Origin of the sequence: Rhodopseudomonas sp. BR0M22 (assembly GCF_010907035.1) — a bacterium.
Lineage (GTDB): Bacteria > Pseudomonadota > Alphaproteobacteria > Rhizobiales > Xanthobacteraceae > Rhodopseudomonas.
Genome location: NZ_QUMK01000016.1, coordinates 55,569 through 81,392 on the forward strand (window position 1 = coordinate 55,569; position 25,824 = coordinate 81,392).

Below are 25,824 nucleotides of genomic sequence, written 5' to 3' on the forward strand. Positions count from 1 at the left end.
TCAATGCCCCCCGCCGCCCGCCGCCGCCATCGGGTTGGCCGGCTTGGCGAGCAGGAACACCAGCGTAGTCAGGCCGAGGTAGAACACCGTCAGCAGGAAGAACGCGTCGCCGTAGCTCATCACCACGGCCTGGCGGTGGACGATGCTGGTGAGCTGCTTCAGCGCCATCATCGAGGCGTCGCCCATGCCCTGGAAGCGCTGGGTGAAGGTGTTGAGCAGCTCGACCGCCTGGGCGTTGCCCCAGTTCACCTTGTCGTGCAGCCGCGAGATGTGGAAGTCGGTGCGGTTGTCGAGCGCGGTGTTGATCAGCGCCAGGCCCAGCGCGCCGCCGAGGTTGCGGGTCAGGTTGAACAGGCCCGAGGCGTTCTTGACCCGGTGCGGCGGCAGCGTGCCGAGCGCGATGTTGTTGACCGGCACCATCGCCATCATCATGCCGACGCCGCGGAAGATCTGCGGCCACAAGAGCTCGTAGAAATCGAAGTCGCGGGTGATCCAGGTCATCTGCCAGGTGCCGCCGGCGAACAGCAACAGGCCAACGGCGACCAGAATCCGCATGTCGACCAGCGCCATCAGCCGGCCGACGATCGGCGCGGTGCAGAACATCGCGATGCCGGAGACGAACATCGTCTCGCCAATCATCAGCGCGCTGTAGCCGCGCACTTCGGCCAGATAGCGCGGATAGATGTAGGTCAGGCCGTACAGCCCGATGCCGACGCAGAACTGGAACATGCAGCCGATCGCGAAATTGCGGTCGGTAAAGGCGCGGATGTCGACGATCGGCTCGCGCGCGGTCAGCACCCGCCAGAAGAACGCTATCGCCGAGACCGCGCAGACGATCGCGAAGATGAAGATCGACTCGTCGTTGAACCAGTCGTTGCGCGGCCCCTCTTCCAGCACGTATTCGAGCGAGCCGAGGAAGCCGGCCATGAAGCCGAGGCCCCACCAGTCGAAATGATCGAGCAGCTCGTAATGCGGCTCGTCGAAATCGACCAGCGACAGCACCCCGATGGTGATCAGCACGCCGGGCACGACGTTGATGAAGAACAGCCAGTGCCACGACATCAGATCGGTGATGTAGCCGCCGACCGTCGGACCAATGGTCGGCGCCAGCGTCGCGACGAGGCCGATGATGGGGCCGACCAGGTTGAACTTGCTGCGCGGAAACACCGTATAGGCCGAGGCAAACACGGTCGGGATCATGCCGGCGCCGAGGAAGCCCTGGATCGCGCGCCACACGATCATCTCGGCGATGGTCGAGGTGAAGCCGCACATCAGGCTCGCAAAGGTGAAGCCGGCCGCCGAGATCGCGAACAGATTGCGGGTGCCGAGCGCGCGCGACAAAAAGCCGGACAGCGGGATCGCGATCACTTCGGCGATCAGATAGGCGGTCTGCACCCACGAGACTTCACTCGACGACGCCGACAGGCCGGCCTGAATTTCCGACAGCGACGCCGAGACGATCTGAATGTCCAGGATCGCCATGAACATCCCGAACACCATGATCAGGAACGCGATCAGCCGCGTCGCCGGGACGTGCTCGGAGGGCTCGGCGGGCGCCGCGGCTGGTGCGTCAGCGGTGGTCGATGCCGACATGCTCATGTCCTCACGGTCGTCCGACCGGGAATGTGGTCAATTCAATCCGGCGATGTCTCGTCATTGCTAGCGAAGCGAAGCAATCCAGGGCCCGGTGCACTGAGCTGGATTGCTTCGTCGCTTCGCTCCTCGCAATGACGGTTGATAGAAGCGAGTTACTTCGTCTCGCCCGTCCGCGTGTCGACGTCGACATAGACCGACATGCCGGCGCGCAGCAGGTTTTCGCGCGCGACGTCGGCGGGAACGCGGATGCGGACCGGGACGCGCTGCACGATCTTGGTGAAGTTGCCGGTGGCATTGTCGGGCGGCAGCAGGGTGAACACCTGCCCGGCCGCCGGCGACAGGCTGTCGACGGTGCCTTCGATCTTGCGGCTGGAGAACGCGTCGACCGAGATCGCCACCTTCTGGCCCGGCTTCAGCCGGCGAAGCTGGGTTTCCTTGAAATTGGCGTCGATATACACGCCGTCGAGCGGCACGATATTGGCCATCCGCTGGCCGGCGTTGATGAAGTCGCCGACATTGACCAGGCGGTTGGAGAACACCCCGGTCACCGGCGCCCGCACATTGGTGAAGGCGAGATCGCGCTCGGCCTTGGCCAGCGCGCTCTGCAGCTCGACGAGCTGGGCGCGGGCTTCGGCCTGCTGCGCCTTGGTCACTTCGACATTGTCGCGGGCAGCATCGAACGCGGCCTTGGCGGCGGCCACCGAAGCGACAGTCTGATCGCGGCTCGCCTGCGAGGTCTCGAACACCGCGCGCGACGCGAAGCCCTTGGTGGAGAGCGCCTGCTGGCGATCGAAATCCAGCGCGGCGCGCTTGGCCGCGGCCTCGGCGGAGTCGAGCTGCGCCTGCGCCTGCTCCACCGCGCTCTGCTGCGCGGCGATCTGGCGGCCGATCCGGGCGATGGTGGCTTCCTGGGTGCCGATCTTGGCGCGCGCGGAGTCGACCGCGATCTTGTAGTCGCCGTCGTCGATCCGGAACACGACGTCGCCGGCCTTCACCTCGGAATTGTCGCGCGGCAGGATCGCGGCGAGGTGCCCCGAAACCCGGGCGCCGAGCGTGGTGTTGTTGGCGCGGACGTAAGCGTCGTCGGTGCCGACCATGAAACGGCCGACCAGCATGTACTCGGTGCCGAAGTAAGCGATTGCGGCCAGCGCCGCGATGCCGACGCCGATCAGCACGAACTTCTTCTTGCTGGGTGGCTTCGCAGCCGTGCCGGGGCGTGCGGCCGGTGCCACCGGCTCGGTCTCGGCTTCGGGCTCGGGCGGATCGGCCAGCTTCAGCGTCGAAGGATCTTCCAGCAGCGAGCGCAGCGCTTCGGCCTGCGAAGGCGCGCTTGGCGACGCAGCCGGATGCGGCGCGCCGGCGGCCGATACCGCCTCCCCGTTCTCCGGATCGGGGCGCAGCACGCGGGCAGCTTGGTCGCGTCCGGACATCGGGCTCTCCTGAACTCAGTTCACACGACGAAAACACCTGCCGGGCGGTAGTCCTGGCAGGCTTCCTCATCTACCATTGACCGAACGGTTCGGTCAACATAATCTCCTGGCAACAGGGTAGCATTAGAGCGTTTCTGCTCCTGCCCGACATCCGGTGATTTTACGGGACAGGTTGAACCAATGGTTGCGACGGCAGCGGCTGCGCCGATTCAGGGCGACGAGGACAGCGCCAAGCGACGCCAGATCCTCGACGGCGCGCGCGCGGTGTTCCTGGAGTTCGGCTTCGACGGCGCCAGCATGGGCGAGATCGCCCGCGCCGCCGGCGTGTCGAAAGGCACGCTGTACGTCTACTTCGCCGACAAGAACTCGCTGTTCTGCGAGATCGTCGAGCAGGAAAGCCTGGTTCAGGGCATGCTGTCGTTCGACTTCGTCGCGGATCGCGGCATCGAAGCGACGCTGCAGGCGTTCGGCAACGCCTACATCGGATTGATCTGCAGTCCGCGTGGCGCTTCGGCGATCCGCACCGTAATGGCGATCGCCGAGCGGATGCCGGACATCGGCCGGCGCTATTACGAGCGGGTGATCGCCAACACCATCGGCCGGTTCGCGCGCTATCTCGAAGGCCAGGTCGCCGGCGGCATGCTGCGGATCGACGACTGCGAACTCGCCGCCGCGCAGTTCATGCAGACGTGTCAGGCGACGCTGTTTCTGCCGTTCATCTTCCAGACGTCCGAACCGCCCTCCCCGGAGCGGATCGCGCGCGTGGTCGACAGCGCCGCCGCGATGTTCCTCGCCGCCTACCGGGCTCCCAAGACAAATTCGAACTAATCGTCCTCGGCCTCGTCGCGGTCGACCTTGTGCCGCGAGGCGTTGCGGCCGATCGAGCCGGTGACGCCGCTCCAGTTCTGGCCACCGGCATACGGATTACGCTGCTGCAGCCGCTGGGCGATCACCTCGCCGGACACCGCGGCCGGCTTGCAGATGGAGCGCTGACTGCGCCGGCGCATCAGATCGACGTGGATGTGATCGTAGTGGTACACGTTCGAGCCCGGCGCCAGCACCGTGGTGAACACCCGGCACGCCGAGTCCTGGACGTCGTGCAGAAACGCCTGCTCTTCCGGCAGTCCGCGCCAACCGGTCTTCACCGAGATGCGACGGCCGTCGGCCAGCACGAAGCCGGCGATGTCGAGTGCATTACCGAAAGCGTGTTCGGAGATGTGGGCGTTCGGATTGCCGTTCATGCCGCGGCACGAATACGCCGAGATCTGCTTGATCTCGACGACGCGCACGCCGAACCAGCGCATCGCCGACGGCTGCACCGCTTCCGCCAGCCAGCGATCCAGCGCCGACACGATCGGGCAAGCCAGCGTCGCGGTCGGCTTGATCGTGACCGGCCCGACCGAGCCGGTGATGCCGCCCTGCTGGCCCGGTCCGAGCCGCGGCAGCGGCCGCTCGGCCTCGTTCGGATAGCGCGAGGCCGGCGGAAAGTTGCGATCCTGCGGATAGCCGGTGACGTTCTCGGCCGGCGGACGTTCCGCCCCGGTCTCGCCGTCGGGCGGCAGATCACTGTCCGGGTGGGCCGGCACCACGCCCGGCGCATTCAGCGACACCGGCGCAGCACCGCGCCCATAGGCCGGCGCGCCCGCACCGTAAGGCTGCGCTGAACCGGAGTTGCTGCCGTAGCCGGAGCGCGGCTGCTGGTCCGGATAGTTGCGCTGGGCTGGCGCGTTGTAGGCGCCGGAGGGCTGCTGGCCGGCCGGCCAGCGCGGCGGCTGCGCGCCGCCGCCGATCGCGCCCGGCGGACGGAGATCGTCGGCATAGCCGATCGCACCGCTCTCCCCGAGCGCAGCGACCTTCAAGGGAAACTCGGCACCGCACACGCCTGGACCGGAAATCGGATCGATCCGCACCAGATCCGGCCCTTCGCGGACCGCGCCCGATTTCAGGCACGCGATTTCGGCCTCGGCCCGCCACGGTTCGCGTTCGGCGATCTGAAACAGACCGCGACCGCATCCCGCAAGCGAGACGAGCACGAAGGAGCCGACGAGATACAAACGAACTCCGCGCGTCATGCGCGCACAGTCCACCAATCTGATTAAAGAGAATTGAACGGTATTCCGGGAGAATTTCTTAACCATACCCGGCGCGCGGCCGGCATCGCTCCGCCACGCGCCGCGCCGTTGCGCCCCGCCCGATCAGGCGGCGCGCACTTCGCGCAGGAAGTTGTCGACCTGGGTTCTGAGCGCCTCGCCGCTGCGCGACAATTCGGACGCCGACTCCACCACCTGGGTCGCCGCCACACCGGTTTCGCGGGCGGCCTCGTTGACGCCGGCGATGTTGCCGGACACCTCGGTGGTGGAGCGCGCCGCTTCCGCGACATTGTGGGCGATCTCGCGCGTCGCCGAGCTCTGCTCACGCACCGCGCTGGCGATCGCGCCGGCGATCTCGTTGATCTGTGCCACCGTCCCGGTGATGCCCTCGATCGCCTGCACCGACGACTGCGTCGCCTGCTGGATCGAATTGATCTGGGTGGTGATCTCTTCGGTCGCCTTGGAGGTCTGCTCGGCCAGCGCCTTGACCTCGGCGGCGACCACGGCGAAGCCGCGGCCGGCGTCGCCGGCGCGCGCCGCTTCGATGGTCGCATTGAGCGCCAGCAGGTTGGTCTGCGAAGCGATATCGCTGATCAGCGTCACCACCTCGCCGATCTTCTGCGCCGCTTCGGCGAGCCCTCTCACCTCGTCGTTGGTCCGGCCGGCCTGGTTAGCCGCCTCGCTGGCGACCCGCGCCGATTGATCGACCCGGTTGCCGATCTCGGTGATCGAGGCGTCGAGTTCTTCGACCGCGGCCGCGACCGCTTGCGCGTTCGAGGTCGCCTGCGACGACGCCGCGGTCGCCGCGACCAGCCTGCGCTCGGATTCCCGCGCGGTGCCGACCATCGAATCCGCAGTACCGCGCAATTCGGTCGCCGCCGAGCCGACCAGTTCGACCACACTGCCGACGCCGGTTTCGAACCGCGCCGCCAGCTCGTGCATCGCCTTGCGGCGGTCGTTCTCGTGGCTGATGCGCTGCTCGTCCTGCGCGGCGCGCAGACGGCCGGTTTCGATCAGCCCTTCCTTGAACACTTCCACGGCCTGAGCCATCGAGCCGATCTCGTCCTTGCGGCCCTTGCCGGGCACCTCGACATCGTGACGACCGCCGCTGATGTCGCGCATCGCGCTTTCCAGCGCCTGGATCGGCTTGGCCATGCCGCGGCCGAGCCAGACCGCCACCGCCGCGGCGACCAGCACGGCGCTAATCGCCGCGAATGCCAGCCACTGCATCGATTGCCGCTCCAACGCCGCATAGGCGCTGGCGTCGCGCACGATCTGCAGCACCGCGACCGGATCGCCGGAGAACCGCTTGATCTGACCGAACGTGCTGGCGACGGCCTTGCCGTCCGCTTCGCCCTTCTCGATCACCAGCTCGCCGCCGAACGCGCGGCGCAGAGTCGCCAGATCGGTGGACGGATGAGCCAGGCTCGAGGCGATCACATTGACCTTGTCGCCATTCAATTGAAGGATCGCGACATCGACGCCGAACCGCGCCTTCATCCGTTCGACGAACGCCTTGCCGAACGGCGCGCCGATATCGACGGTGCCGATCACCTTGCCGTCTTCGACCATCGGCGTGGTGCCGAACACGGTGAGATTGTCGAGGCCCGGCTCGATGCCGCCGACCGCCTTGCCGGTGGTCATCGCCTGCACCACCATCTTGCGCCGTGCCGACACGTCGTCGCCGAATGTCTCGGGATTGTGAATCCGGACCAGCGTCGCCGAGGGCGGCACCTGGATCGTATAGAGCGACAGCCCGCGCAGCGCGGTCTGGTCGCGGCCTTGCTTCAGCAGGGCCAGCAGGCCGGCGCGATCCTTGGTCTTGGTCAATTCCCGCACTGGTTGCATCGACGCGATACTATCGCTCAAAGCGAGCGTCGTCCGGGTCTCGGCCTCGGTCGCCGCGGTGATATTGGCGTAGTCGGCGCGTAGTTCGCGCTCGAGCGCCACATCGATGGTCGCCTGCTGCCGCCAGACGCTGAACCCCGCAAGAACCGCGCACGAGCCGATCGCAACCAGCGTGATAGCGACGATCATCCGGGCGGAAATCGACTTGAGCATCTCGCGGGTCCTTCTCGTAGCGCTGCTTGTGATCCGTTATGTTCACAACTAAGCATAAGCCCACAAGAAGTAGTTAATGGTCGCCCCGTAGATCTACGAAGCCGGAGCACAACAGCGCGCCGAGTAAGGTTGACTGGTTAGGTTAAGAACTTAATCGCGTTGACCCGGCCGAGCGGCTCGGTCACCTAACAACATGATCAAAGACGACGACTATGAGCTGGACGACTTCGGCAACCGGGTGCTGATCGGGCTGACCGCGAAGGAAACCGCCGAATATTTCCGCCTGGAGGAAATTATCCGGAAGAGCATGCCGCTGCCCGAGGGCGCGCGCAACGAATGGGTCCGCCCCGAACACAGCCGCTGGCTCGACCTCTACGAGAAACACGAATCCGCCCGCCGGCCATTTCTCAAGAGCAGCAAGACCATGCATTGAGCGGGCCGGCTCGGGCGCAGCAGGCGCCCGTCGCAGCCGTCACCACGCGTAGCGCAATACGCCCTTCCCCGCGTAGCTGCGGGTGACGTCGGAGAACTCGCCTTCGAAGCTGGCGCCGACCGAGAAGCCGTTCAGCCAGCTCACTTCCGCCGACACCGTGGTCAGCGCCGCATCGCGCGCCGGCCGCGCGCCGTTCACCACGAAGCTGGCGCCCGGCAGCGTCTGGAACGTGGCGGTGATCGACCGTTCGACGTCGAAATCGTGCGCCCAGCCGGCGCGGCCGCGCAGTGTCAGCAGCGCGCCATCCAGCGCGAACGACTTGTCGGTCCGCACGCCGAGTTCGCTGCGCGTCGCGGTCACGGTCTTGGCCGCATAGCCGAGCGCGAATACACCGGTCCCGCCCGCCGCCTGCTCGGCATAGGCCGGCAGATCGAAGGCCGTCACTTGCGCGGCAGCATAGGGTGACACACCGAGACCGCCGATCACCGGGGCGATCCAGCGATGCCCGGCTTCGACCCGCGCGGAGTAAGCGTTGGCGTTGAAGTTGGCGCGGAGCTGATTGAGGCCGCCGATCGCGACGGTGCGTTCGGTGGTGATGTCCTGCCAGCCATAGGCCGCCGCGGCGGTCAGGTAGCTTGCGCCGAAGCTGTGACGGACGAAGCCGCCGACCTGGATCAGATCGGAGGTGCCCGAGCCGAGACCGCCGGCGAGGCCGAACTGCGTGGCGCCGCCGGCCATCGCGAAGCCCGCGACGGTCTGCGGCGACAGCCAGTAATCGGCGCCGGCGGCGATGCCGGCGAGCCGGCTGGTTGCGGTGGCCGAGCCGAGCGAAGCATTGCCGTCGGTGGTCTGCGCGCCGCCGAAGCCCGCGCCCCACACATTCCAATGCGGAACGAACTGCGCGGCAGCGCTCTTGGTAATCATCGCATAGGCGTCGAACGCCGAACCGTGGGGCGTGCGATCCGCATACCCCAACGGTCCCGGCGCAGCATCCGGGGCACCGCGGCCGTTGCTCGACGGATCGGTCAGCACGCCCAGGAACTGAGTCATGGCATTGAACGTCGACTGCTGCGCACCGGTCGCGGTCTCGCCCGAGGCGGCACTCAGCCCGGCCGGCGTCAGCGCGCCGAACACAATCGGAATGTTGCCGGTGCGCGCGAAGTAACCGCTGAGCGCGTTGGCGACCTCCGTCTGGTTGCGGTTCAGGCCGCTGTTGATGTCCGGCGACGGCGTGTAGTCGAGGACCAGGTTGAGATAGGCATTGTTGGCATCGTAGCCGAGGCTCGATCTGAAGCCGGACGGCAGATTGGTATTCACCAGCGTGCCGAAGGTGCCGACCACGCCGCCAGTCGCACTGACGATGGTGTACTGCCGCTCGACATAGCCGCCGCTGGCGAACGATGCATTCACCGTCGCGCCGCCGAGCGTGGCGGTGCCCGAGACGTTGACGCGGTCGGCACTGCTCGGCGACACCTCGACCATGTAGCTCGACGCCGCGGTGAACGTCAGATTGCCGCTGACATTCAACGTGCCGATCGAATTGCCCGGCGCCAGCGCGCCGCCGTTGATCAGCGTGGTGCCGACGGTGCCGGTGCCGCCGAGCGTGCCGCCGGCATTCACTGTCGTCAGCGACGAGGCTGCGATCGAACCATTGACGCTGAGCGTGCCGGCTTCGACCGTGGTGGCGCCGGTGTAGCTGCTGGTGCCGGTCAGCGACAGATTGTTGGAGCCTCGCTTGATCAAACTGCCGCCGCCGGAGATCGCGCCGCCGAAGCTGGTCGCGTCGGAGCGATTGAAGGCGAGCGTGGCGTTGTTGGTGACATCGCCCAGGATCGATCCCGAGGTGCCACCGTCGCCGATCTGCAATATGCCTCTGGAGACAATGGTGCCCCCGGTGTAAGTACTGGTTCCGGTCATCGTGAAGACGCCAGTGCCGGCACTGCCGCCGAAGCTGATCAGATTGCCGGTGCCGGAAATAGCGCCACTGAACGTATGGGCGTCGGAACGCGCGAATTCCAGCGTCCCGTTGTTGACGACGTCGCCGACGATCGACCCGGTGGTGCCGCCGTTGCCGATCTGCAGATAACCGCCGCTGATCGTCGTGCCGCCCGTATAGGTGTTGTCCCCGCCCAGGATCATCGAGTTGTTGCCGAGCTTGGTGACGCTGCCGGTGCCGGAGATCACGTCATTGAAGCCGATCGAGTCGAAGCGATTGAACTGCAGCACGCCGTTATTGACGACGTCGCCCACGATCGAACCGCTGGTGGCGCCGTTGCCGACCCGCAGTGTGCCGGCCGAGATCGTCGTGCCGCCGGTGTAGGTGTTGTTGCCGAGCAGCGCCAGAATGCCGCCGCCGAGCTTGACCAATTGGCCGGTGCCGGAGATCACGCCGCCGAGGCTGGTGCCGTTGCTGCGATTGACCGCCAGCGTCGCATTGTTGGTGATGTCGCCGGTGATCGAGCCGCTGATGCCGCCATTGCCGAGCTGCAGCGTTCCGCTCGAGATCGTGGTGCCGCCGGTGTAGAAACTGTCTCCGGTCAGGGTCAGCGTTCCGGTGCCGGTCTTGCCGAGAGCGAATTGAGCGCCGTTGTCGACGAACGTGCCCGAGAATTCCGTCGAGGTGTTCAGGCTACCGATGGTCAGAGCCTGGACTGGAACCCCGCCCACCGCTGTCGCCTGAACGGTTCCACTGCCCGATAACGATCCGATCGAGATCGCCCCCGAGGTGGTCCGCAGCACGAGGGCCCCGCCGCTACTGACCACTTCCGCCGTCCCTCCCGCCGATGTCTGGCTGAAGATCAGTGTCCCTCCGATATTCGTGATCTTGGCGTCTGCCGCAGTGCTGCTCCCCCGAAAATCGATCTGGCTGCTCGAATCGATCAGAAACTGCTGGAGGTTGCCGGAATTGTTGACGATCCCGGCGCCGTTGAAATTCAGCTGGCCGCCCGAAACGACTCCAATGCTGTAGCCCGGCGCCCCGGCCTCGAACGTGAAATCGTTCGGGTTGCGTGTGGTCGACAGCACCAGCGATGTCGACGCGCCGTTGTTGCGGAACACCGCGCTGTCTCCGGTGTCCGGAACGACTGCGGGGCCACTCCAATTCGAAGGCGTGTTGTAAATCTGATCGGCGCCGATCCAGACCTGCTGGGCGTGGGCCGGCTTGCCGGCTGCAAGCAGTGCCGTGGTCGCCATCAAGACCGACACGAGGGCACGCCGCCGCCCACGAACTCGAATCAACTCAACAGCTTCAAGCCGCGACCTTCGGTCGTCGGCAACTCGCCGGTCTTGCACGTCGCACCCCGCACCTCACGGTGCCATCACTGGCCCGCTTCAGGAATCAACCTAAAGGATCAGGATCGGGACGAACAGCTGCAGTTGTGCAACCTGACGACAATGCCGAACGGGTGTGGATGTGAGGTCACAAAAGTTCCCGTTTTCAGATCGCGAATTCTGTCTCACGGCATGAATTTCAAAGCCCGTTCCTCCCCGACGCCGGCCAGGCTAGTGCCGCCGCCGGCCGCGTGCTAGCGGTCGACCAAACAACAGCGGGGAGATGGAACGCGATGATCGAGGCGGTGATCTGGGATTTCGGCGGAGTGCTCACGAGTTCGCCGTTCGAGGCGTTTGCGCGGTTCGAAAGCGAGCGCGGTCTGCCGGCCGACATCATCCGCCGCACCAACGCGGCCAATCATTTCGAGAACGCCTGGGCGAAATTCGAGCGCGCGGAAATCGATCTCGACACTTTCGACGCGCTGTTCGCTGAAGAATCCCGCGCCCTCGGTGCCGAAGTGCGTGGCCGCGACGTGCTGCCGCTGCTGTCCGGCTCGCTGCGGCCGGAGATGGTGAATGCGCTGAAGATCGTCAAGCAGAACCACAAGACCGGCTGCATCACCAACAACCTGCCCGCCAACGCGATCGGCTCGGCGTCGGGACGGACGCTGTACATCGCCGAGGTGATGGCGCTGTTCGACCACGTCATCGAATCCGCCAAGATCGGGCTGCGCAAGCCGGATCCGAAGATCTACCAGATGATGATCGAGGCGCTCGGCGTCGACCCGAAGGCTTGCGTCTATCTCGACGACCTCGGCGTCAATCTGAAGCCGGCGCGCGAGATGGGCATGACCACGATCAAGGTGACAAGTGCCGATCAGGCGATCGCCGAGCTGGAAGCCGCGACCGGGCTGAGCTTGCGCTAGACTGTGGTCTTGGTCTCGGCCGGCGCGCCGGACTCGTACCAGCGCTTCGACCGATTGACGATCGCCACCACCGTCAGCATGACCGGCACCTCGATCAGCACGCCGACCACGGTGGCGAGCGCTGCGCCGGATTCGAAGCCGAACAGGCTGATCGCGGCGGCGACCGCGAGTTCGAAAAAGTTGCTGGCGCCGATCAGCGCCGACGGCCCGGCGACGCAATGCTGCTCGCCCGAGAGCCGGTTGAGCAGATAGGCCAGCCCGGCGTTGAAATACACCTGGATCAGGATCGGCACGGCCAAGAGTGCGATCACCAGCGGCTGGCGGATGATCTGCTCGCCCTGAAAGCCGAACAGCAGCACCAGCGTCGCCAGCAGCGCCACCAGCGACAGCGGCTGAAACACGCCGAGCAGCCGCTGCAATTGTGCCTCCCCGCCCGACGCCAGCGCCCAGCGCCGCAAGCCCTGCGCGATGATCACCGGCACCACGATGTACAGCACCACCGACAGCACCAGCGTGTCCCACGGCACGGTGATGGCCGACAGGCCGAGCAGCAGACCGACGATCGGCGCGAACGCGAATACCATGATGGTGTCGTTGAGCGCGACCTGGCTGAGCGTGAAGTGCGGCTCGCCGCGGGTCAGGTTCGACCACACGAACACCATCGCGGTGCACGGCGCGGCGGCCAGGATGATCAGGCCGGCGATGTAGGAGTTGATCTGGTCCGCCGGCAGATACGATCTGAACAGCCAGCCGACGAACAGCCACGCCAGCGCCGCCATCGAGAACGGCTTCACCGCCCAGTTGATGAACAGCGTCACGCCGATGCCGCGCCAATGCTCACGCACCCGCCCCAGCGCGGCGAAGTCGATCCGCACCAGCATCGGAATGATCATCAGCCAGATCAGCGCTGCCACCGGCAGATTGACCTTGGCGATCTCGGCGGCGCCGATCGCCTGAAACGCCCCCGGCATCAGATGCCCGAGCCCGATCCCGACGACGATGCACAGCGCGACCCAGAGGGTGAGATAGCGTTCGAAGGTGGACATCAGAGTTTGCCTTTCAACCGAGAGGCGTTGAGTGCGAATGATCCCTCCCCGTCATTGCGAGGAGCGAAGCGACGAAGCAATCCAGCTCGGTGCACGGGGGGCTGGATTGCTTCGCTCCGCTCGCAATGACGGAGAAAGTCCTTACGCCGTCGCCACCCGTCGCCCACTGGCGTCAATCACCTGCTCGCCATCTTCCTTGAAGAACTCTCCTTGCTGCGGCGGCAGCAGGTCGAGCACTTGTTCGGACGGCCGGCACAGCCGCACGCCGTTCGGCGTCACCACCAAAGGCCGCTGGATCAGGATCGGATGCGCGATCATCGCGTCGAGCAGGTCGTCGTCGCTCAGCGCCGGATCGTCGAGCTTCAGCTCCGCATACGGCGTGCCCTTCTGGCGCAGCACCTGCCGCGGCGTCAGCCCGGCGCGCACGATCAGTTGGGCCAGCAGCACGCGGCTCGGCGGGCACTTCAGATACTCGATCACGTGCGGCTCGATCCCAGCATTGCGGATCAGGCCGAGCGTGTTGCGCGAGGTGCCGCAGGCGGGGTTGTGGTAGATGACGACGTCCATGGGCTCTCTCAGCTTGGTGCACGCGCCTTGCCGCGCGCGGGTTTTGATGTCGGCGAACAGCACGGCTGCAGATCGGCGATCAGCGGCGCGCACAACTCCGGCCGGCCGCCACAGCAATCCTTGATCAGAAACAGCGCGACCTCCTGAAACCGCGCGAGGTCGGCACGGTATACTATCGAGCGGCTGTGCCGCTGCGAGCGGATCAGCCCGGCGCGCGCCAGGACCGCGAGGTGCGACGACATCGTGTTCTGCGGCACCGCGAGCGCATCGGCGATCACGCCCGCCGCCAGACCGTCGGGCTCGTGCGCCGCCAGCAGCCGAAACGCCTCCAGCCGCGTCGCCTGCGCCAGCGCACCGAGCGCCAGGATAGCGTTTTCTGATTCCATATATCGAGATTTATCGAAATGATGTCCGCCGTCAAGTCGATATTGGTACGTATTTCGGTATTCCTAGAAATATCGTTTGACACTCGGCTGGTTTGGGCTCAGCCTGACGACATGAAGCTCGACGATGTCGCCATCAAGTTCGAAGCGCTGGGCAACCCGACCCGGCTGAAGATCTATCGGGCGCTCGTGCGCGCCGGCGAAGCAGGAATGCCGGTCGGACGGCTGCAGGAGCAGTTGAAGATCGCGCCGTCGACGCTGTCTCATCATCTCAAGACGCTGATCGCTGCCGGGTTGATCCGCCAGGAACGCGAGGCGACGACGCTGAACTGCCATGCCAATTACGACGTGATGCGCAGCCTGATGGGCTACATGGTTTCGGAGTGCTGCGCCGACGCCGTTGAACTGAAGGACTCCCGGACTGCGGCCTGATCGCATCGGGCGTACTTATTCGATATTTCTAGACTAATAGAAATAATGCGACCCCAACAGGAGAAGGAGAAGCGCAGTGTCCGATACCGAGATCCGGGACGTGAAGACCGTCGTCCGCGAAAAATACGCCAGCGCCGCGCTGAAAGTCGCCACCGGCGGCGGCGCTTCGTGCTGCGGTTCGGCAGCGCTACCCGGCGCCAGCCCGATCACCAGCAATCTCTACGACGCCGCGCAGGCCAGCGGCCTGCCCGCCGAGGCGGTGCTGGCCTCGCTCGGCTGCGGTAACCCGACCGCGCTCGCTCAGTTGGCGCCGGGCGAGACCGTGCTCGATCTCGGCTCCGGCGGCGGCATCGACGTGCTGCTGTCGGCGCGCCGGGTCGGCCCGGCCGGCAAGGCCTACGGCCTCGACATGACCGACGAGATGCTGGCGCTGGCGCGAGACAATCAGCGCAAAGCCGAGCTCGACAACGTCGAATTTCTCAAGGGCGAGATCGAGGCGATCCCCCTCCCCGACAATTCGGTCGACGTGATCATCTCGAACTGCGTCATCAACCTGTCGGGCGACAAGGACCGGGTGCTGCGCGAGGCGTTCCGGGTGCTGAAGCCGGGCGGCCGGTTTGCTGTGTCGGACGTGGTGACCCGCGGCGAGATTCCGGAAGCGCTGCGCCGCGACGTGCTGCTGTGGGTCGGCTGCCTCGCCGGCGCGCTCGACGAGGCCGACTACATTGCCAGGCTGGCCGCCGCCGGCTTCGCGCAGATCTCGATCGAGCCGACCCGCGTGTACGACATCGAGGACGCCCGCGAATTCCTCACCGGCAAGGGCATCGACGTCGATACTCTCGCGCCACAAATGCAGGACAAATTCTTCAGCGGCTTCGTCCGCGCCACCAAGCCCGGCGCGGCCGGCGACGCACCGGCGCGCTGCTGCGGGTGAGACGAGACTTCTGGCCCCGTCATTGCGGGCGCAGCGATCGGAATGCGGAAGCGCACCGCGTCACACGCAGACTCAGCCCTTCTTCGCCAGCCGCTTCTCGATCGCCGTGCGGCTGTTGCCGACCTTCTTGATCGCCTTCTTCACGGCGGGCGCCGAGCGGCCGGTCTTCTTGGCCTCATAGCGGACTTCGTAGTCCTGGCCGCCGGCAACCAGCGCACGGTCCTGATTGCGCCCGCGGGTCGTGGTCTTCTTGGTCGACTTCTTCGCAGCCATGCTGACCTCCTGCTGTTGCCTGTGTGAGCAACGCTTTCAGGAATCGCAGGTTCCGAAGAACGGCGCGCCGCGGCAGAACAACGTCGTCGCGAAGCTAAGCGTCTCCATCCGTCCTTGCGAGGAGCGCAGCGACGAAGCAATCCAGAAATTCAGTGCACCGGAATCTGGATTGCTTCGCTCGCAATGACGATCAGAAGCCGCCGCGTGGAGGCTTACAGGCTGTCGCCGAAATCCTCGCGGAATTTCGCCACCAGTCGGTTCTGCCAGTCCGACACCGGCTTGAGCAGGCCGTAGAAGAACCGCAGCACTTCCGGCTCCTCGACGAAGGTCAGCCCCTCGATCAGCTTGCGGTTGGCGTACAGCCAGGCCAGCCGGTCGACCGCGTATTTGACCTGCGACAGTGTGAACACCCGGCGCGGCATCGCGAGGCGCACCAATTCCATGTTGGCGTAGATCTCGCTGCCGTCCGGCTCGCGCTGCTCGGACAGCGTGCCGCGCTCCATGCCGCGAATACCGGACGCGATGTACAACGCCGCCGCCAAGGCGCCGGCCGGATATTGCGACTGCGGGATGTGGTCGACGAAGCGCTTGGCGTCGATGTGGCAGCCGAGGCCGCCGGCCGGAGTGATCACCGGAACGCCGCGCTCGACCAGCTGCTCCACCATGTAGGCGATGAACTGCGGCCCCTGGTTGATCATCTCCTCGTCCATGGTCTCCTCGAGGCCGACGGTGAGCGCTTCCATTTCGCGCACCGACATGCCGCCATAGGTGAGGAAGCCTTCGTAGAGCGGCACCAGCGGGCGCATCCTCTCGTACAGCGCGCGGTCGCGGATGCAGATGCCGCCGCCGCGGGCGCAGCCGAGCTTGCGCGCAGAGAAGTATACGATGTCGCACAGATCGGCGGTGCGGCGGGTGATCTCGCGGATCGACAGCGTCCTGCAGTGATCCTCGCGGGTCTTGTTGAAGTACAGATTGTCGGCCAGCAGGCTGGCGTCGAGCACCAGCGGAATGCCGTGCTCCTTGCAGACGTTGCTGACGTCGGCGAGGTTCTGCAGCGACACCGGCTGACCGCCGATCAGGTTGGTGCCGCTCTCCATCCGCACGAAGGCGACATTGGGGGCGCCGACCTTCTCGATCACCGCGCGCAGCTTGGCGATGTCCATGTTGCCCTTGAACGGGACGGAGCTGTTCACTTCGAGGCCGGCGTCGGACACCAGCTCCTCCACCGTGCCGCCCAGGAGTGTGATGTGCGCCTTGGTGGTGGTGAAGTGATAATTCATCGGCACCACCTTGCCGGGCGAGACGAACACCTTGGCGAGGATGTGCTCGCAGGCGCGGCCCTGATGGGTCGGCAGGAAGTAGTGCATGCCGAAGATCTCGCGCAGCTTGTCTTCGAGCCGGGTGTAGGTGGCGCTGCCGGCGTAGCTATCGTCGGCGGTGAGCATCGCGGCCTGCTGGCGGTCGCTCATCGCGTTGACGCCGGAATCCGTCAGCATGTCGAGGAAGACGTCGTCGTTCTTCAAGAGGAAGGTGTTGTTGCCGGCCTCGGTGACCTTCTCCAACCGGCGCTCGATCGGCGGCAGGTTCAGCTTCTGCACGATCCGCACCTTGTGCATCTCGAGCGGCACCGCCTCGTTGCCGAAAAACTTCACTGTCGCCATATCGCAAGCTCCCCCGACCGTTCTCCCGCACCGCGCGGGGGCCTTGGCTTATCGGGCAGGCGACTGTTCTGAATTGCGCTTGATCAAACGGTTCGGCGCGCTGCCGGACGGCCGCGGGTGCCGACAGGCGAAACAATTCCCTACCGCGACGAAACCAAATCCAGGGTGCGGCGAAAACGTCCGGAAACGGATGGTGGCGTACTGGTAACGCCAACAAGTCGCCGCAAAGGCGTCGAGGCGAACGAACAGAGCACCCACAGGGGGACCGACCATGATCCGTTTTCCGCGTACCAGCCGTGCCGCCGCGGTCGCTATCGTCGCGATCGGGACCATTGCCATCGCCGCACCTGCCAATGCGGCGCAGCCGCTGCCCTTCCCGTTCCTGCCGTTTCTGCCGCAACCCACGGCAATGCAGCCGCTCGGCTATGCGCCGGTCGAACAGGCCGCCCCGCAGGTGCAGGCTGCGCCGCAGGATGACGAGGACGGCACCACCGCCGAGCTGCCGGCCCGGCTGAAGCGCCAGATCGTCGCCTATCAGAGCCGCGAGGCGCCGGGCACCATCATCGTCGATACGCCGAATACGTATCTCTATTACGTGCTCGGCGGCGGCCGGGCGATCCGCTACGGTATCGGGGTGGGCCGGGATGGCTTCACCTGGTCCGGCGTCAAGTCGGTCGCCAAGAAGGCGGAGTGGCCGGATTGGACGCCGCCGCCGGAGATGATCGCCCGCCAGCCCTATTTGCCGCGCCACATGGCCGGCGGTCCCGGCAATCCGCTCGGCGCCCGCGCGATGTATCTCGGCGGTACGGTGTATCGCATCCACGGCACCAACGCGCCGTCGACCATCGGCACCCACGTCTCGTCCGGCTGCATCCGGCTGACCAATGAGGACGTCAAGGATCTGTATGCGCGGGTCAGCGTCGGCGCCAAGGTGATCGTGCTGCCCGACAGCCGCCGCGCCGCCGATGCTGGTAACGGGCGCCGCGGCTGAGCCCGCCTCGCCTTCTGCGAAGAACTTACTTCAACGCGCGGCCTCGTCGAGGTCGCGCGTCACCGCGTCCATCCCCCTGTTGTCAGCTAATCGTCAGCTCGTCCGAACTAACAATCCGACTGACCGCGGTCGCTTGCCTTGCCGGCCGCGACGAAGGGGGGCTGATGGAGAGGACGATTGGACGCGTCGCCCTGCTGTCGCGGCGGCGCCTGCTCGGCGTAGCGGGTCTCACACTGGCGGCGGGCTGCAGCGCAGTCGCGACGCAAATCCGGGCTCAACCGGCCTCCGGTTGTTCGGTGGTGATTCCCCGCAAGTCGTCGCAGCAGGACGCCCGCTTCATCGCGGTCGCGCCCTCGACGCGGCGCTGCGGCTCTTGCCGATTCTACCAAGCGCCGGACCATTGCATGGTGGTCGAAGGCCTGGTCGGCGCAGATTCGGTGTGCAATTTATGGGCACTACGCGGCGTCGCGCTCGGCTGCGCGCCCGACGGACCGGTCCGGCTGTAATCTTCGGCAACACGCCGGCCCATCTCCGGCGCGGTGTTCGGCAACATCGCGGCGGATCGCAGGCGTTTCTACGGCCGCCCCAAAGGCGCGTGTTCCACCGCTGGCGCACCCTGGCCCCGGCCTGTATTGTCCCGGCCGTTCGCGCCCGGAGTATCGATGCGTTTCGTCAAGTTTGGACTGGTCGCATTTGCGATCGTCGCGATTTCATTCACTGTCACGCTGAAGGCGTTCGACTGGCTGACGCCGCGCGCCATCGCGCCACCAAATCTACAGGCGCTGCCGCCGTTGCCGCCGATCCGGCAGTCGACCGTGGTGGTGCCGGTGTCGGTGCCGCTCGGTACGATCCGCGATCTGGTCGACACCGTCGCGCCGCGCAGCTTCTCCGGCAAGGCCGACAACCCGCTGGCGCACTACGTGCAGAACGCCGACATCCGTTGGACCGCGACCCGCGGCGCCGTGACGGTGCGCGGCGCCAAGGATCAGCTCACCGTCACCTCGCCGTTGACCGGCTCGGTGAGCGCCAAGGGCTCGCTGTCCGTCAACACCCAGTCGAAGGTCGACGAGACGCTCGGCCGGCTGCTCGGCAGCAAGGTCGCCAAGCAGATCGGCGTCAACATCAAGTCGTTCAATGCCAACGGCGAGATCAAGGGCAACATCGTGATCAGCGCGCGGCCGCAGGTGCTGCCGAACTGGCACGTCGATCCGCACCTCGACGCCGAGGTTGCGCTGGCGGATTCCGGGGTCTCGGTCGGCGGCGTGCGCATCGACGTTCCGCAGCAGGTCAAGCCGGTGATCGACAAGGCGATCGCCGATCAGCTCGGGACACTGGAGCGCCGCATCCGCGACGACGGCGCGCTGGAGCGCAGCGCGCGGCGCGAATGGGAGCGGCTGTGTCGTTCGGTGCCGCTCCAAGGCGCCGGCGTGCCGAACGGCTTCTTCCTGGAAATTCGCCCGACCCGTGCGCTGGCGGCGCAGCCGCAGGTCGATGCGGCAGCCGCCACGCTGACGCTCGGCATCGTCGCCGATACCCGCATCACCGCCGGACCGACCAAACCGCAATGCCCGTTCCCGCCGGCGCTGCAGATGATCGCGCCCGACAACGCCGGCGTCAAAGTCGCGGTGCCGATCGACATTCCGTTCCAGGAGCTCGATCGCGTCCTCGAAGCGCAGTTCGTCGGCAAGACCTATCCGGAGGGCGACAGCCACGCCGCGATCACGGTCAAACGCGCCAAGCTGTCCGCCAGCGGCGACCGGCTGCTGATTTCGCTGCTGGTGGACGCCAAGGAGAACCGCAGCTTCTTCGGCTTCGGCACCGAAGCCACCTTGCACGTCTGGGGACGGCCGACGCTCGATCAGGAAAACCAGACGCTGCGGCTGTCGGACATTCAGCTCGCGGTGGACTCCGAATCCGCGTTCGGTCTGCTCGGCGACACCACCCGCGCCGCTGTGCCGTATCTGGAAAAGGCCATCGCCGAGAAGGCGGTGATCGACCTGAAGCCGGAAGCCTCCAACATTCAGCGCCGGGTCGGCAACATGGTCGCCTCCTATCAGCGCAATGAAGACGGCATGCGGATCTCGTCGGAGATCTCCAGCCTGCGGCTCACCGATCTGGTGTTCGACTCCAACATGTTGCGGATCACCGCCGAAGCCAACGGCATCCTCGAAGTCACATTGACCCGACTGAAGCCGCCGGAGCTTCCGCTGCCGCACTGATCTTCGGTCTTCACAGTACTGCTTTAACAAAGGATCGCTTCAACGCGCACGAACGCCGCCGGCAAAACCGGCGGCGTTCGCGTGATGCAGGCTTCGCCCGCGTCGCTTACTTGGAGTACTTGAACTCCGGCATCGACTTCAGCTGATCCTTGGTCGCGTTGAACACGGCGTGATCCGGATACCAGCGATCGGCACTGCTCGCGGTTGTCGAAGTCGCAGCACCGGTGGTGGTGCCCGCCGGGGCGGTGGTCGAGCTCGCCGGCGCGTTCTTGTTCATCGCGGTGTTCGACGACACCGGGGTGTCCACGAACTTCAGCTTGTCGAACGCGACGGCGACGTCACGCTCGCCGACGCCGAGGAAGCCGCCGACGCCGATCACCACGGCCTGAACGCGGCCCTGGTTGTCGAGCAGAATCTCGTTGATGTCGCCGAGCTTCTCGTTGCCCTGGTTGTAGACGTTGAGGCCGATCATCTTCGACGCACGCCACTCACCCATGTGCTGCTGCGAAGCGGCAGCGGTGGACGACTTCGACATCGTGCTGGAGCTCTCGGCCGGCGCCGGATTCTGGGCGTAGGCGGCGGTCGCGAGGAGAGTGGTACCCAGGAGGCCGGCGATCAAAGTCTTGGTGTTCATCTCAATGCCCTCTTGCATAGTGAATGGTGCCTACAGAACCGCAGACTAGCCACGACGTTCCAGGGCTCGAACGTTTTTTAGCGCCATGCGCCGCACCAAACGATTAGTTCGCGACGCCGCCGAGTTCCAACGAGTTCCCCGAATCAGTGCGCGGTATTAGCGACTCGGACTCGTCGTCGCCCACGACAAAAAAAGCGCATCCCCTTGCGCCGCAGCGAAAGGGAATGCGCTCGAACCGACGGCGTCACACAGTCGGATGGAAAACTCGGGCAGCGTCTCAGGTCTGGTAGTTGATCAGCAGCGCGGTGAACGATCCCGATGCGGCCGCGGAGCCGCTGGCGCTGTAGGCGCTGGCCGTCGACGATTGCTGATCCTGCAACAGTTGCAGGAACTGCTTCAGAATGTCGCTGATGTCCGACGAGGACGACGTGTCGGTCGAACTGCCCGACGCGCTGGCCGCCGAGGCATCGTCCGGCGGCGGACCGCCGGGACCGCCCGGGGGCGGGCCGCCGGCGAAGGTGCTCTTGAATACGTTCTGCAGCTCGGTGGCCTGGTCGGTGGTCAGCTTGCCGCTCGAGACTTCGCCGGCGATCAGATCGTCGATCTTGGATTTCAGATCGGTGGGAGGCGAATCCGAACTGCTGCTCGAGCGGCTGCTCTGCAGCGCCGAGTCGATGTCCTGCAAGGCGGAGGACAGCGCGTCGGCGTCGCTGGACTTCACGCTACCGGACGAGACTTCAGACGCCAGCTCTTTCTGGAGGAGCTGCAGCGGAGACAGATAGCTGCCGCCTGCGGCGGCGGAGGGAATGGAGATCATGGCAGACTCCGGGTTTGGATCGGAGCCGACGCTATGGTTAATGGATTAACAAGATCTTCGCCAAAGCCCTGAATTAGTTGCGGGTTTTTGCGCAAGGCCAGTTAGAAACAATCGGAAACAAGATTCTCCGCTACACTTCCGGCAAAACATCGCAAAACCCCGGCCATGAACAGCACACCGCCATCGATCCTGGTCGTCGAAGACGACCGCGAGACCCGCGCGCTGATCGCCAAGTATCTGCGCGCCAACAACTGCAACGTCGCCACCGCCGCGGACGGCCGCGAGATGGAGCGCTGGATTGCGGACCATCGCGTCGACCTCGTCGTGCTCGACGTGATGTTGCCGGGCGAAGACGGGCTCAGCCTGTGCCGGAAGATCCGCGCCAATTCGGCGCTGCCGATCATCATGCTGACGGCGCGCGGCGACGACGTCGACCGCATCCTCGGCCTCGAAATGGGCGCCGACGATTACTTGCCGAAGCCGTTCAATCCGCGCGAGCTGCTGGCGCGGATCCGCTCGGTGCTGCGCCGCCAAGCGAGCGCCGTCACTGCCAGCGCCACGCCCGGCGCCACCACGCTCGGCTTCCTCGGCTGGCGGATGGATTGCCGGCGGCGCGAACTGCGCAATCCCGAGGGCGCGCTGGTGGCGATGACCAGCGCCGAATTCGATCTGCTGCAGGCGCTGTGCGAGCGCGCCGGCCGGGTGCTGTCGCGCGAGGCGCTGCTCGATCTCACCCACGGCCGCAATGTCGGCGCGTTCGAACGCTCGATCGACGTGCTGATCAGCCGCATCCGCCGCAAGATCGAGCCCGATCCGCGCGAGGCGACCCTGATCAAGACGGTGCGGGCCGGCGGCTACGTGTTCACGCCCGAGGTCGAAACCGCATGAGCCTGCGCGCGCGGCTGCCGGCGCTGAGTTTCAGCCTCAAGCCCAAGGGCATTCGTGGCCAGATCGCGATCCTGGTGCTGGCCTCGATCATCGCCAGCCATCTGATCATCGCGGTGGCGTTCTTCGCCAACCGGCCGGACATGCCGCGTCCGCCGCAGCCCGAGCCGCATCAGCTCTTTGCGCTCGCCGAACTGATCGGCCGCACGCCCGCGGCCGAGCGACCGCAGTTGATCGCCACGATCGCAGCCGCGTTCCCGCAGCTCGACCTCGTGAGTCTTTCCAGTTCGGCACGGCCGCGCGACACCGCCTGGCCACCGCATCAGGTCGACTATCTCCGCTGGCACCTCGGCCCGGACTACCGGGTCGATCTCGCCGGCGACGACAGAGTGGCGATCACCCTACCCGACGGCGCAGCAATCACCGCGCGGCTGCCGCCGGACCGCCGACGGCCGGTGCTCGGCAATCCGTGGATGGCGTCGCTGCTGATCGGCGTGGTCAGCCTCGCGCTGCTCGGGCTGTGGGCGGCACGGACGCTGGCGGCGCCGCTGTCGGCCTTTGCCACGGCGGCCGAGACCTTCAGCCTGGATAGTTCGGACGCGCCGCTGCCGGAGCGCGGCCCGGCCGAGATCCGCTCGCTGGCGCGGGCGCTGAACCGGATGCGCGAGCGCATCACCACGCTGATCGAGGATCGCACCCGGATGCTGGCGGCGATCAGCCACGATCTGCGCACCCCGATCACCCGGATGCGGCTGCGCGCCGAATTCATCGAGGACGATCACCAGCGCACCCAGACGCTGCACGATCTCGACCAGATGGGCGCGATGCTGACCGCGGTGCTGACCTTCCTGCGCGACGGCGCCACCCGCGACGCGCCGACCCTGATCGACCTCGCCAGCGCGATGCAACTGATCGCCGATCAGTTCGCCGACACCGGCGCCACGGTCGCCTATCAGGGCCCCGAGCATGCGATGGCGATGGCGCGCCCCGGCGATCTGCATCGCGCGGTCACCAATCTGGTCGAGAACGCGGTGCGGTTCGGCACCGAGGTGACGATCCGGCTGACGCCGACACCGAACGCGATCAGCATCGAGATCGAGGACGACGGCCCCGGCATCGCCGACGCCGACAAGGACAGCGTGATGCAGCCGTTCGTGCGCGGCGACAACGCCCGCAACATGGACGACAGCTCCTCGTTCGGCCTCGGCCTGTCGATCGCCCGCGCCATCGCCCGCGGCCACCGCGGCGACCTCACCCTGCACGACCGCAAGCCGCACGGCCTGATCGCGCGGATCACCCTGCCCCGCCAGGCCGCGAATCGTACGACCTGACCGGCGCGACGCGCCGCATCGTTCCATGCCGCGGCGGGGCTAGCTCCGCACAGCCCTGCACCAAAGCCACGTTGACACGGCAGGGCAACGGCCTACATTGAGCCCGTTCCGAGGGGGGCTCCGACGAGGAGCTGAGATACCGCACGCTCGCCGCTTCGATTCGCGAGGCAGGCAAGACCGCGGTGACCCTTTGAACCTGATCCGGGTCATGCCGGCGAAGGGACAGGGATGCATCAGACAGTCGAAGGCCGCGGCGGGGCCGAATCCGCCAATCTTTCCGCGTTTGCTTCCGTTGCTTCAGCTTCCGTTGCTTCGGCTTCAGTCGGTTCGTCGTCGGCTGCTTCGGCATTGACCGCCGCGGCGCTGCGCAGCGAGAAGCCGGACCTGCGCAAGGATGCACCGGTGTCGGTGATCGGCGCCGGCATCGCCGGCGCCTGGCAGGCGCTGCTGCTGGCGCGCGCCGGCCGCAAGGTCAGTCTGTACGAGCGCGGCGACAACGAGATGACACAGGCCACCAGCCATTGGGCCGGCGGCATGCTGGCGCCGTATTGCGAGGCCGAGGGCGCCGAGCCGATGGTCAGCCAGATCGGCATGCGCTCGCTGGAGATGTGGCGCAAGGAATTCCCGGACGCAGTGTTCAACGGCTCGCTGGTGGTGGCGCATCCGCGCGACCGCGCCGACTTCGAGCGCTTCGCCAAGATGACCACCGGCCATCAGCGCGTCGACGCCGACGGCATCGCCGAACTGGAGCCGGCGCTGGCCGGCCGGTTCCGCGAGGGCCTGTTCTTCCCGGACGAAGGCCATGTCGAGCCGCGGCTGGTGCTGGCGCGCCTGCACGAGCGGCTGATCGAGGCCGGCGGAGCGATCCATTTCGAATCCGAAATGACGCCGGAAGATCTCGACGGCCTGGTGATCGACTGCCGCGGCCTCGCGGCCCGCGACAAGGCGCCGGAGCTGCGCGGCGTCAAAGGCGAGATGGTGGTGATCAAGACCGCCGAGGTGCAGCTGTCGCGCCCGGTGCGGCTGATGCACCCGCGCTGGCCGCTCTACGTCATCCCGCGCCAGAACAATCACTTCATGCTGGGCGCCACCACGGTCGAGAGCGAAGACGAGCTGGTGATGGTGCGCTCGGCGCTGGAACTGCTGAGCGCGGCTTATGCGGTGCATCCGGCGTTCGGCGAAGCCCATATCGTCGAACTCGGCGCCGGGCTGCGTCCCGCCTTCCCCGACAACCTGCCGCGGATCGCCATCGGCAACCGCCGCGTCGCCACCAACGGCCTGTATCGTCACGGCTTCCTGATGGCGCCGTCGCTGGCCGAGAAGGTGGTGGCCTATGTCGAGCGCGGCGAGATCGACAATCAGGTGATGCGATGCTTGTGACCATCAACGGCGAACAGCGCGAGATCCAGTCCGCCAGCGTCGCGGCACTGATGACCGAGCTCGACTGCACCGGCGGCCACTTCGCCGTCGCGCTCAACTACGACGTCGTCCCCCGCGGCAAATGGGACGAGACGCCCGTCTCTGCCGGCGACGAAATCGAGATTCTGACGCCGCGGCAGGGGGGATGAGGATGGCCTCCCACACACCGTCATCGCCCGGCTCGACCGGGCGACCCAGTATCCCAGAGCGCCGGCGTTCAGCCGCTAGCTCTCTGCGATACTGGATCCCCGCCTTCGCGGGGATGACGACTGTGGTGGGGATGAGGATGGCGGTGATACACGCTACGCACCGCGACCTCTCCACTCCCCTCCCCCTTGCGGGGAGGGGTCGGGGGTGGGGGGCCCCAAGCACCGTGCTCGCGTCGCCCTCACCCCAGCCCTCTCCCGCAAGCGGGAGAGGGAGCAG

24 protein-coding genes and 1 riboswitch are annotated in these 25,824 nt (G+C 66.3%); of the genes, 12 read left to right on the plus strand and 12 right to left on the minus strand.

What is annotated here, in order from left to right; all coding sequences use genetic code 11:
* Both DY468_RS07320 and DY468_RS07325 read right to left on the minus strand, forming a co-directional pair.
* The gene (locus DY468_RS07320) at positions 1–1,593 is read right to left on the minus strand and encodes a DHA2 family efflux MFS transporter permease subunit (protein WP_164603782.1); all 1,593 of its coding nucleotides are present in this window, start codon (positions 1,591–1,593) and stop codon (positions 1–3) included.
* A gap of 155 nt (positions 1,594–1,748) precedes the next feature.
* Positions 1,749–3,026, minus strand: a complete 1,278-nt coding sequence (locus DY468_RS07325) for an HlyD family secretion protein (RefSeq protein ID WP_164603785.1) — start codon at positions 3,024–3,026, stop codon at positions 1,749–1,751.
* A 180-nt stretch (positions 3,027–3,206) separates the two neighbouring features.
* On the opposite strand from DY468_RS07325, the gene DY468_RS07330 reads away from it, so the two are divergent.
* A complete protein-coding gene (locus DY468_RS07330; protein WP_164603787.1) occupies positions 3,207–3,854 on the plus strand; it encodes a TetR/AcrR family transcriptional regulator in 648 nt (215 codons plus the stop codon).
* On the opposite strand, the gene DY468_RS07335 is transcribed toward DY468_RS07330, so the two are convergent.
* Together DY468_RS07335 and DY468_RS07340 are read right to left on the minus strand one after the other, a co-directional pair.
* Positions 3,851–5,098, minus strand: a complete 1,248-nt coding sequence (locus tag DY468_RS07335; RefSeq protein ID WP_164603789.1) for an extensin-like domain-containing protein — start codon at positions 5,096–5,098, stop codon at positions 3,851–3,853. The two genes, DY468_RS07330 and DY468_RS07335, sit on opposite strands and share 4 nt — an antisense overlap.
* A gap of 123 nt (positions 5,099–5,221) precedes the next feature.
* Positions 5,222–7,177 carry a methyl-accepting chemotaxis protein gene (locus DY468_RS07340; RefSeq protein WP_164603791.1) on the minus strand — a complete coding sequence of 652 codons (1,956 nt, stop codon included), beginning with the start codon at positions 7,175–7,177 and terminating at the stop codon, positions 5,222–5,224.
* Between the two features lie 193 nt (positions 7,178–7,370).
* Between DY468_RS07340 and DY468_RS07345 the strand changes: the two genes are divergently transcribed.
* On the plus strand, positions 7,371–7,610 hold the full coding sequence (locus DY468_RS07345) for a hypothetical protein (RefSeq protein WP_164603793.1): 240 nt from the start codon (positions 7,371–7,373) through the stop codon (positions 7,608–7,610).
* A 39-nt stretch (positions 7,611–7,649) separates the two neighbouring features.
* Here the strand turns inward: DY468_RS07345 and DY468_RS07350 are convergent, their stop codons facing one another.
* A complete protein-coding gene (locus tag DY468_RS07350; protein WP_246700911.1) occupies positions 7,650–10,802 on the minus strand; it encodes an autotransporter outer membrane beta-barrel domain-containing protein in 3,153 nt (1,050 codons plus the stop codon).
* Between the two features lie 371 nt (positions 10,803–11,173).
* On the opposite strand from DY468_RS07350, the gene DY468_RS07355 reads away from it, so the two are divergent.
* Complete coding sequence (locus tag DY468_RS07355; RefSeq protein WP_164603798.1) at positions 11,174–11,806, plus strand: HAD-IA family hydrolase; 633 nt, start codon at positions 11,174–11,176, stop codon at positions 11,804–11,806.
* Here DY468_RS07355 and arsB read toward each other — a convergent pair.
* The 3 genes from arsB to DY468_RS07370 form a co-directional block, all read right to left on the minus strand.
* Complete coding sequence (gene arsB / locus DY468_RS07360; protein ID WP_164603800.1) at positions 11,803–12,852, minus strand: ACR3 family arsenite efflux transporter; 1,050 nt, start codon at positions 12,850–12,852, stop codon at positions 11,803–11,805. The two genes, DY468_RS07355 and arsB, sit on opposite strands and share 4 nt — an antisense overlap.
* Before the next feature lie 141 nt (positions 12,853–12,993).
* The gene (arsC, locus tag DY468_RS07365; RefSeq protein WP_164603828.1) at positions 12,994–13,419 is read right to left on the minus strand and encodes an arsenate reductase (glutaredoxin); all 426 of its coding nucleotides are present in this window, start codon (positions 13,417–13,419) and stop codon (positions 12,994–12,996) included.
* Between the two features lie 8 nt (positions 13,420–13,427).
* Positions 13,428–13,805, minus strand: a complete 378-nt coding sequence (locus DY468_RS07370; RefSeq protein ID WP_164603802.1) for an ArsR/SmtB family transcription factor — start codon at positions 13,803–13,805, stop codon at positions 13,428–13,430.
* A 111-nt stretch (positions 13,806–13,916) separates the two neighbouring features.
* Between DY468_RS07370 and DY468_RS07375 the strand changes: the two genes are divergently transcribed.
* The gene (locus DY468_RS07375) at positions 13,917–14,234 is read left to right on the plus strand and encodes an ArsR/SmtB family transcription factor (protein ID WP_164603804.1); all 318 of its coding nucleotides are present in this window, start codon (positions 13,917–13,919) and stop codon (positions 14,232–14,234) included.
* 76 nt (positions 14,235–14,310) lie between these two features.
* Positions 14,311–15,168, plus strand: a complete 858-nt coding sequence (locus tag DY468_RS07380; protein WP_164603806.1) for an arsenite methyltransferase — start codon at positions 14,311–14,313, stop codon at positions 15,166–15,168.
* 72 nt (positions 15,169–15,240) lie between these two features.
* On the opposite strand, the gene DY468_RS07385 is transcribed toward DY468_RS07380, so the two are convergent.
* Positions 15,241–15,441, minus strand: coding sequence for a DUF3606 domain-containing protein (locus DY468_RS07385; protein WP_164603808.1), 201 nt, complete (start codon positions 15,439–15,441; stop codon positions 15,241–15,243).
* Between the two features lie 212 nt (positions 15,442–15,653).
* Positions 15,654–17,102 carry a tryptophanase gene (locus DY468_RS07390; protein WP_164603811.1) on the minus strand — a complete coding sequence of 483 codons (1,449 nt, stop codon included), beginning with the start codon at positions 17,100–17,102 and terminating at the stop codon, positions 15,654–15,656.
* Positions 17,103–17,373: 271 nt separating this feature from the next.
* Between DY468_RS07390 and DY468_RS07395 the strand changes: the two genes are divergently transcribed.
* From DY468_RS07395 to DY468_RS07405, 3 genes are all read left to right on the plus strand, one after another.
* Entirely contained in the window at positions 17,374–18,093 is a 720-nt protein-coding gene (locus tag DY468_RS07395; protein ID WP_164603812.1) for a L,D-transpeptidase, read from the plus strand.
* Between the two features lie 164 nt (positions 18,094–18,257).
* Entirely contained in the window at positions 18,258–18,599 is a 342-nt protein-coding gene (locus DY468_RS07400) for a hypothetical protein (RefSeq protein WP_164603814.1), read from the plus strand.
* Between the two features lie 156 nt (positions 18,600–18,755).
* The gene (locus tag DY468_RS07405; RefSeq protein ID WP_164603816.1) at positions 18,756–20,312 is read left to right on the plus strand and encodes a DUF4403 family protein; all 1,557 of its coding nucleotides are present in this window, start codon (positions 18,756–18,758) and stop codon (positions 20,310–20,312) included.
* Between the two features lie 106 nt (positions 20,313–20,418).
* On the opposite strand, the gene DY468_RS07410 is transcribed toward DY468_RS07405, so the two are convergent.
* Both DY468_RS07410 and DY468_RS07415 read right to left on the minus strand, forming a co-directional pair.
* The gene (locus DY468_RS07410) at positions 20,419–20,946 is read right to left on the minus strand and encodes a PRC-barrel domain-containing protein (protein ID WP_164603818.1); all 528 of its coding nucleotides are present in this window, start codon (positions 20,944–20,946) and stop codon (positions 20,419–20,421) included.
* Between the two features lie 277 nt (positions 20,947–21,223).
* Positions 21,224–21,763, minus strand: coding sequence for a hypothetical protein (locus DY468_RS07415; RefSeq protein WP_164603820.1), 540 nt, complete (start codon positions 21,761–21,763; stop codon positions 21,224–21,226).
* A 165-nt stretch (positions 21,764–21,928) separates the two neighbouring features.
* Between DY468_RS07415 and DY468_RS07420 the strand changes: the two genes are divergently transcribed.
* The 4 genes from DY468_RS07420 (at position 21,929) to thiS (ending at position 25,547) form a co-directional block, all read left to right on the plus strand.
* Positions 21,929–22,651, plus strand: a complete 723-nt coding sequence (locus tag DY468_RS07420; RefSeq protein ID WP_164603822.1) for a response regulator — start codon at positions 21,929–21,931, stop codon at positions 22,649–22,651.
* The gene (locus tag DY468_RS07425; RefSeq protein ID WP_164603824.1) at positions 22,648–23,979 is read left to right on the plus strand and encodes an ATP-binding protein; all 1,332 of its coding nucleotides are present in this window, start codon (positions 22,648–22,650) and stop codon (positions 23,977–23,979) included. The genes DY468_RS07420 and DY468_RS07425 overlap by 4 nt, the downstream gene beginning before the upstream one ends.
* 101 nt (positions 23,980–24,080) lie before the next feature.
* Positions 24,081–24,219: riboswitch (TPP riboswitch) on the plus strand.
* Positions 24,208–25,359: an FAD-dependent oxidoreductase gene (locus tag DY468_RS07430; protein WP_246700912.1), complete on the plus strand. Its 1,152-nt coding sequence runs from the start codon at positions 24,208–24,210 to the stop codon at positions 25,357–25,359. (Overlaps the previous riboswitch by 12 nt.)
* Entirely contained in the window at positions 25,350–25,547 is a 198-nt protein-coding gene (gene thiS / locus DY468_RS07435) for a sulfur carrier protein ThiS (RefSeq protein WP_110788344.1), read from the plus strand. Before DY468_RS07430 ends, thiS begins: the two co-directional genes overlap by 10 nt.
* Positions 25,548–25,824: the final 277 nt, after the last annotated feature.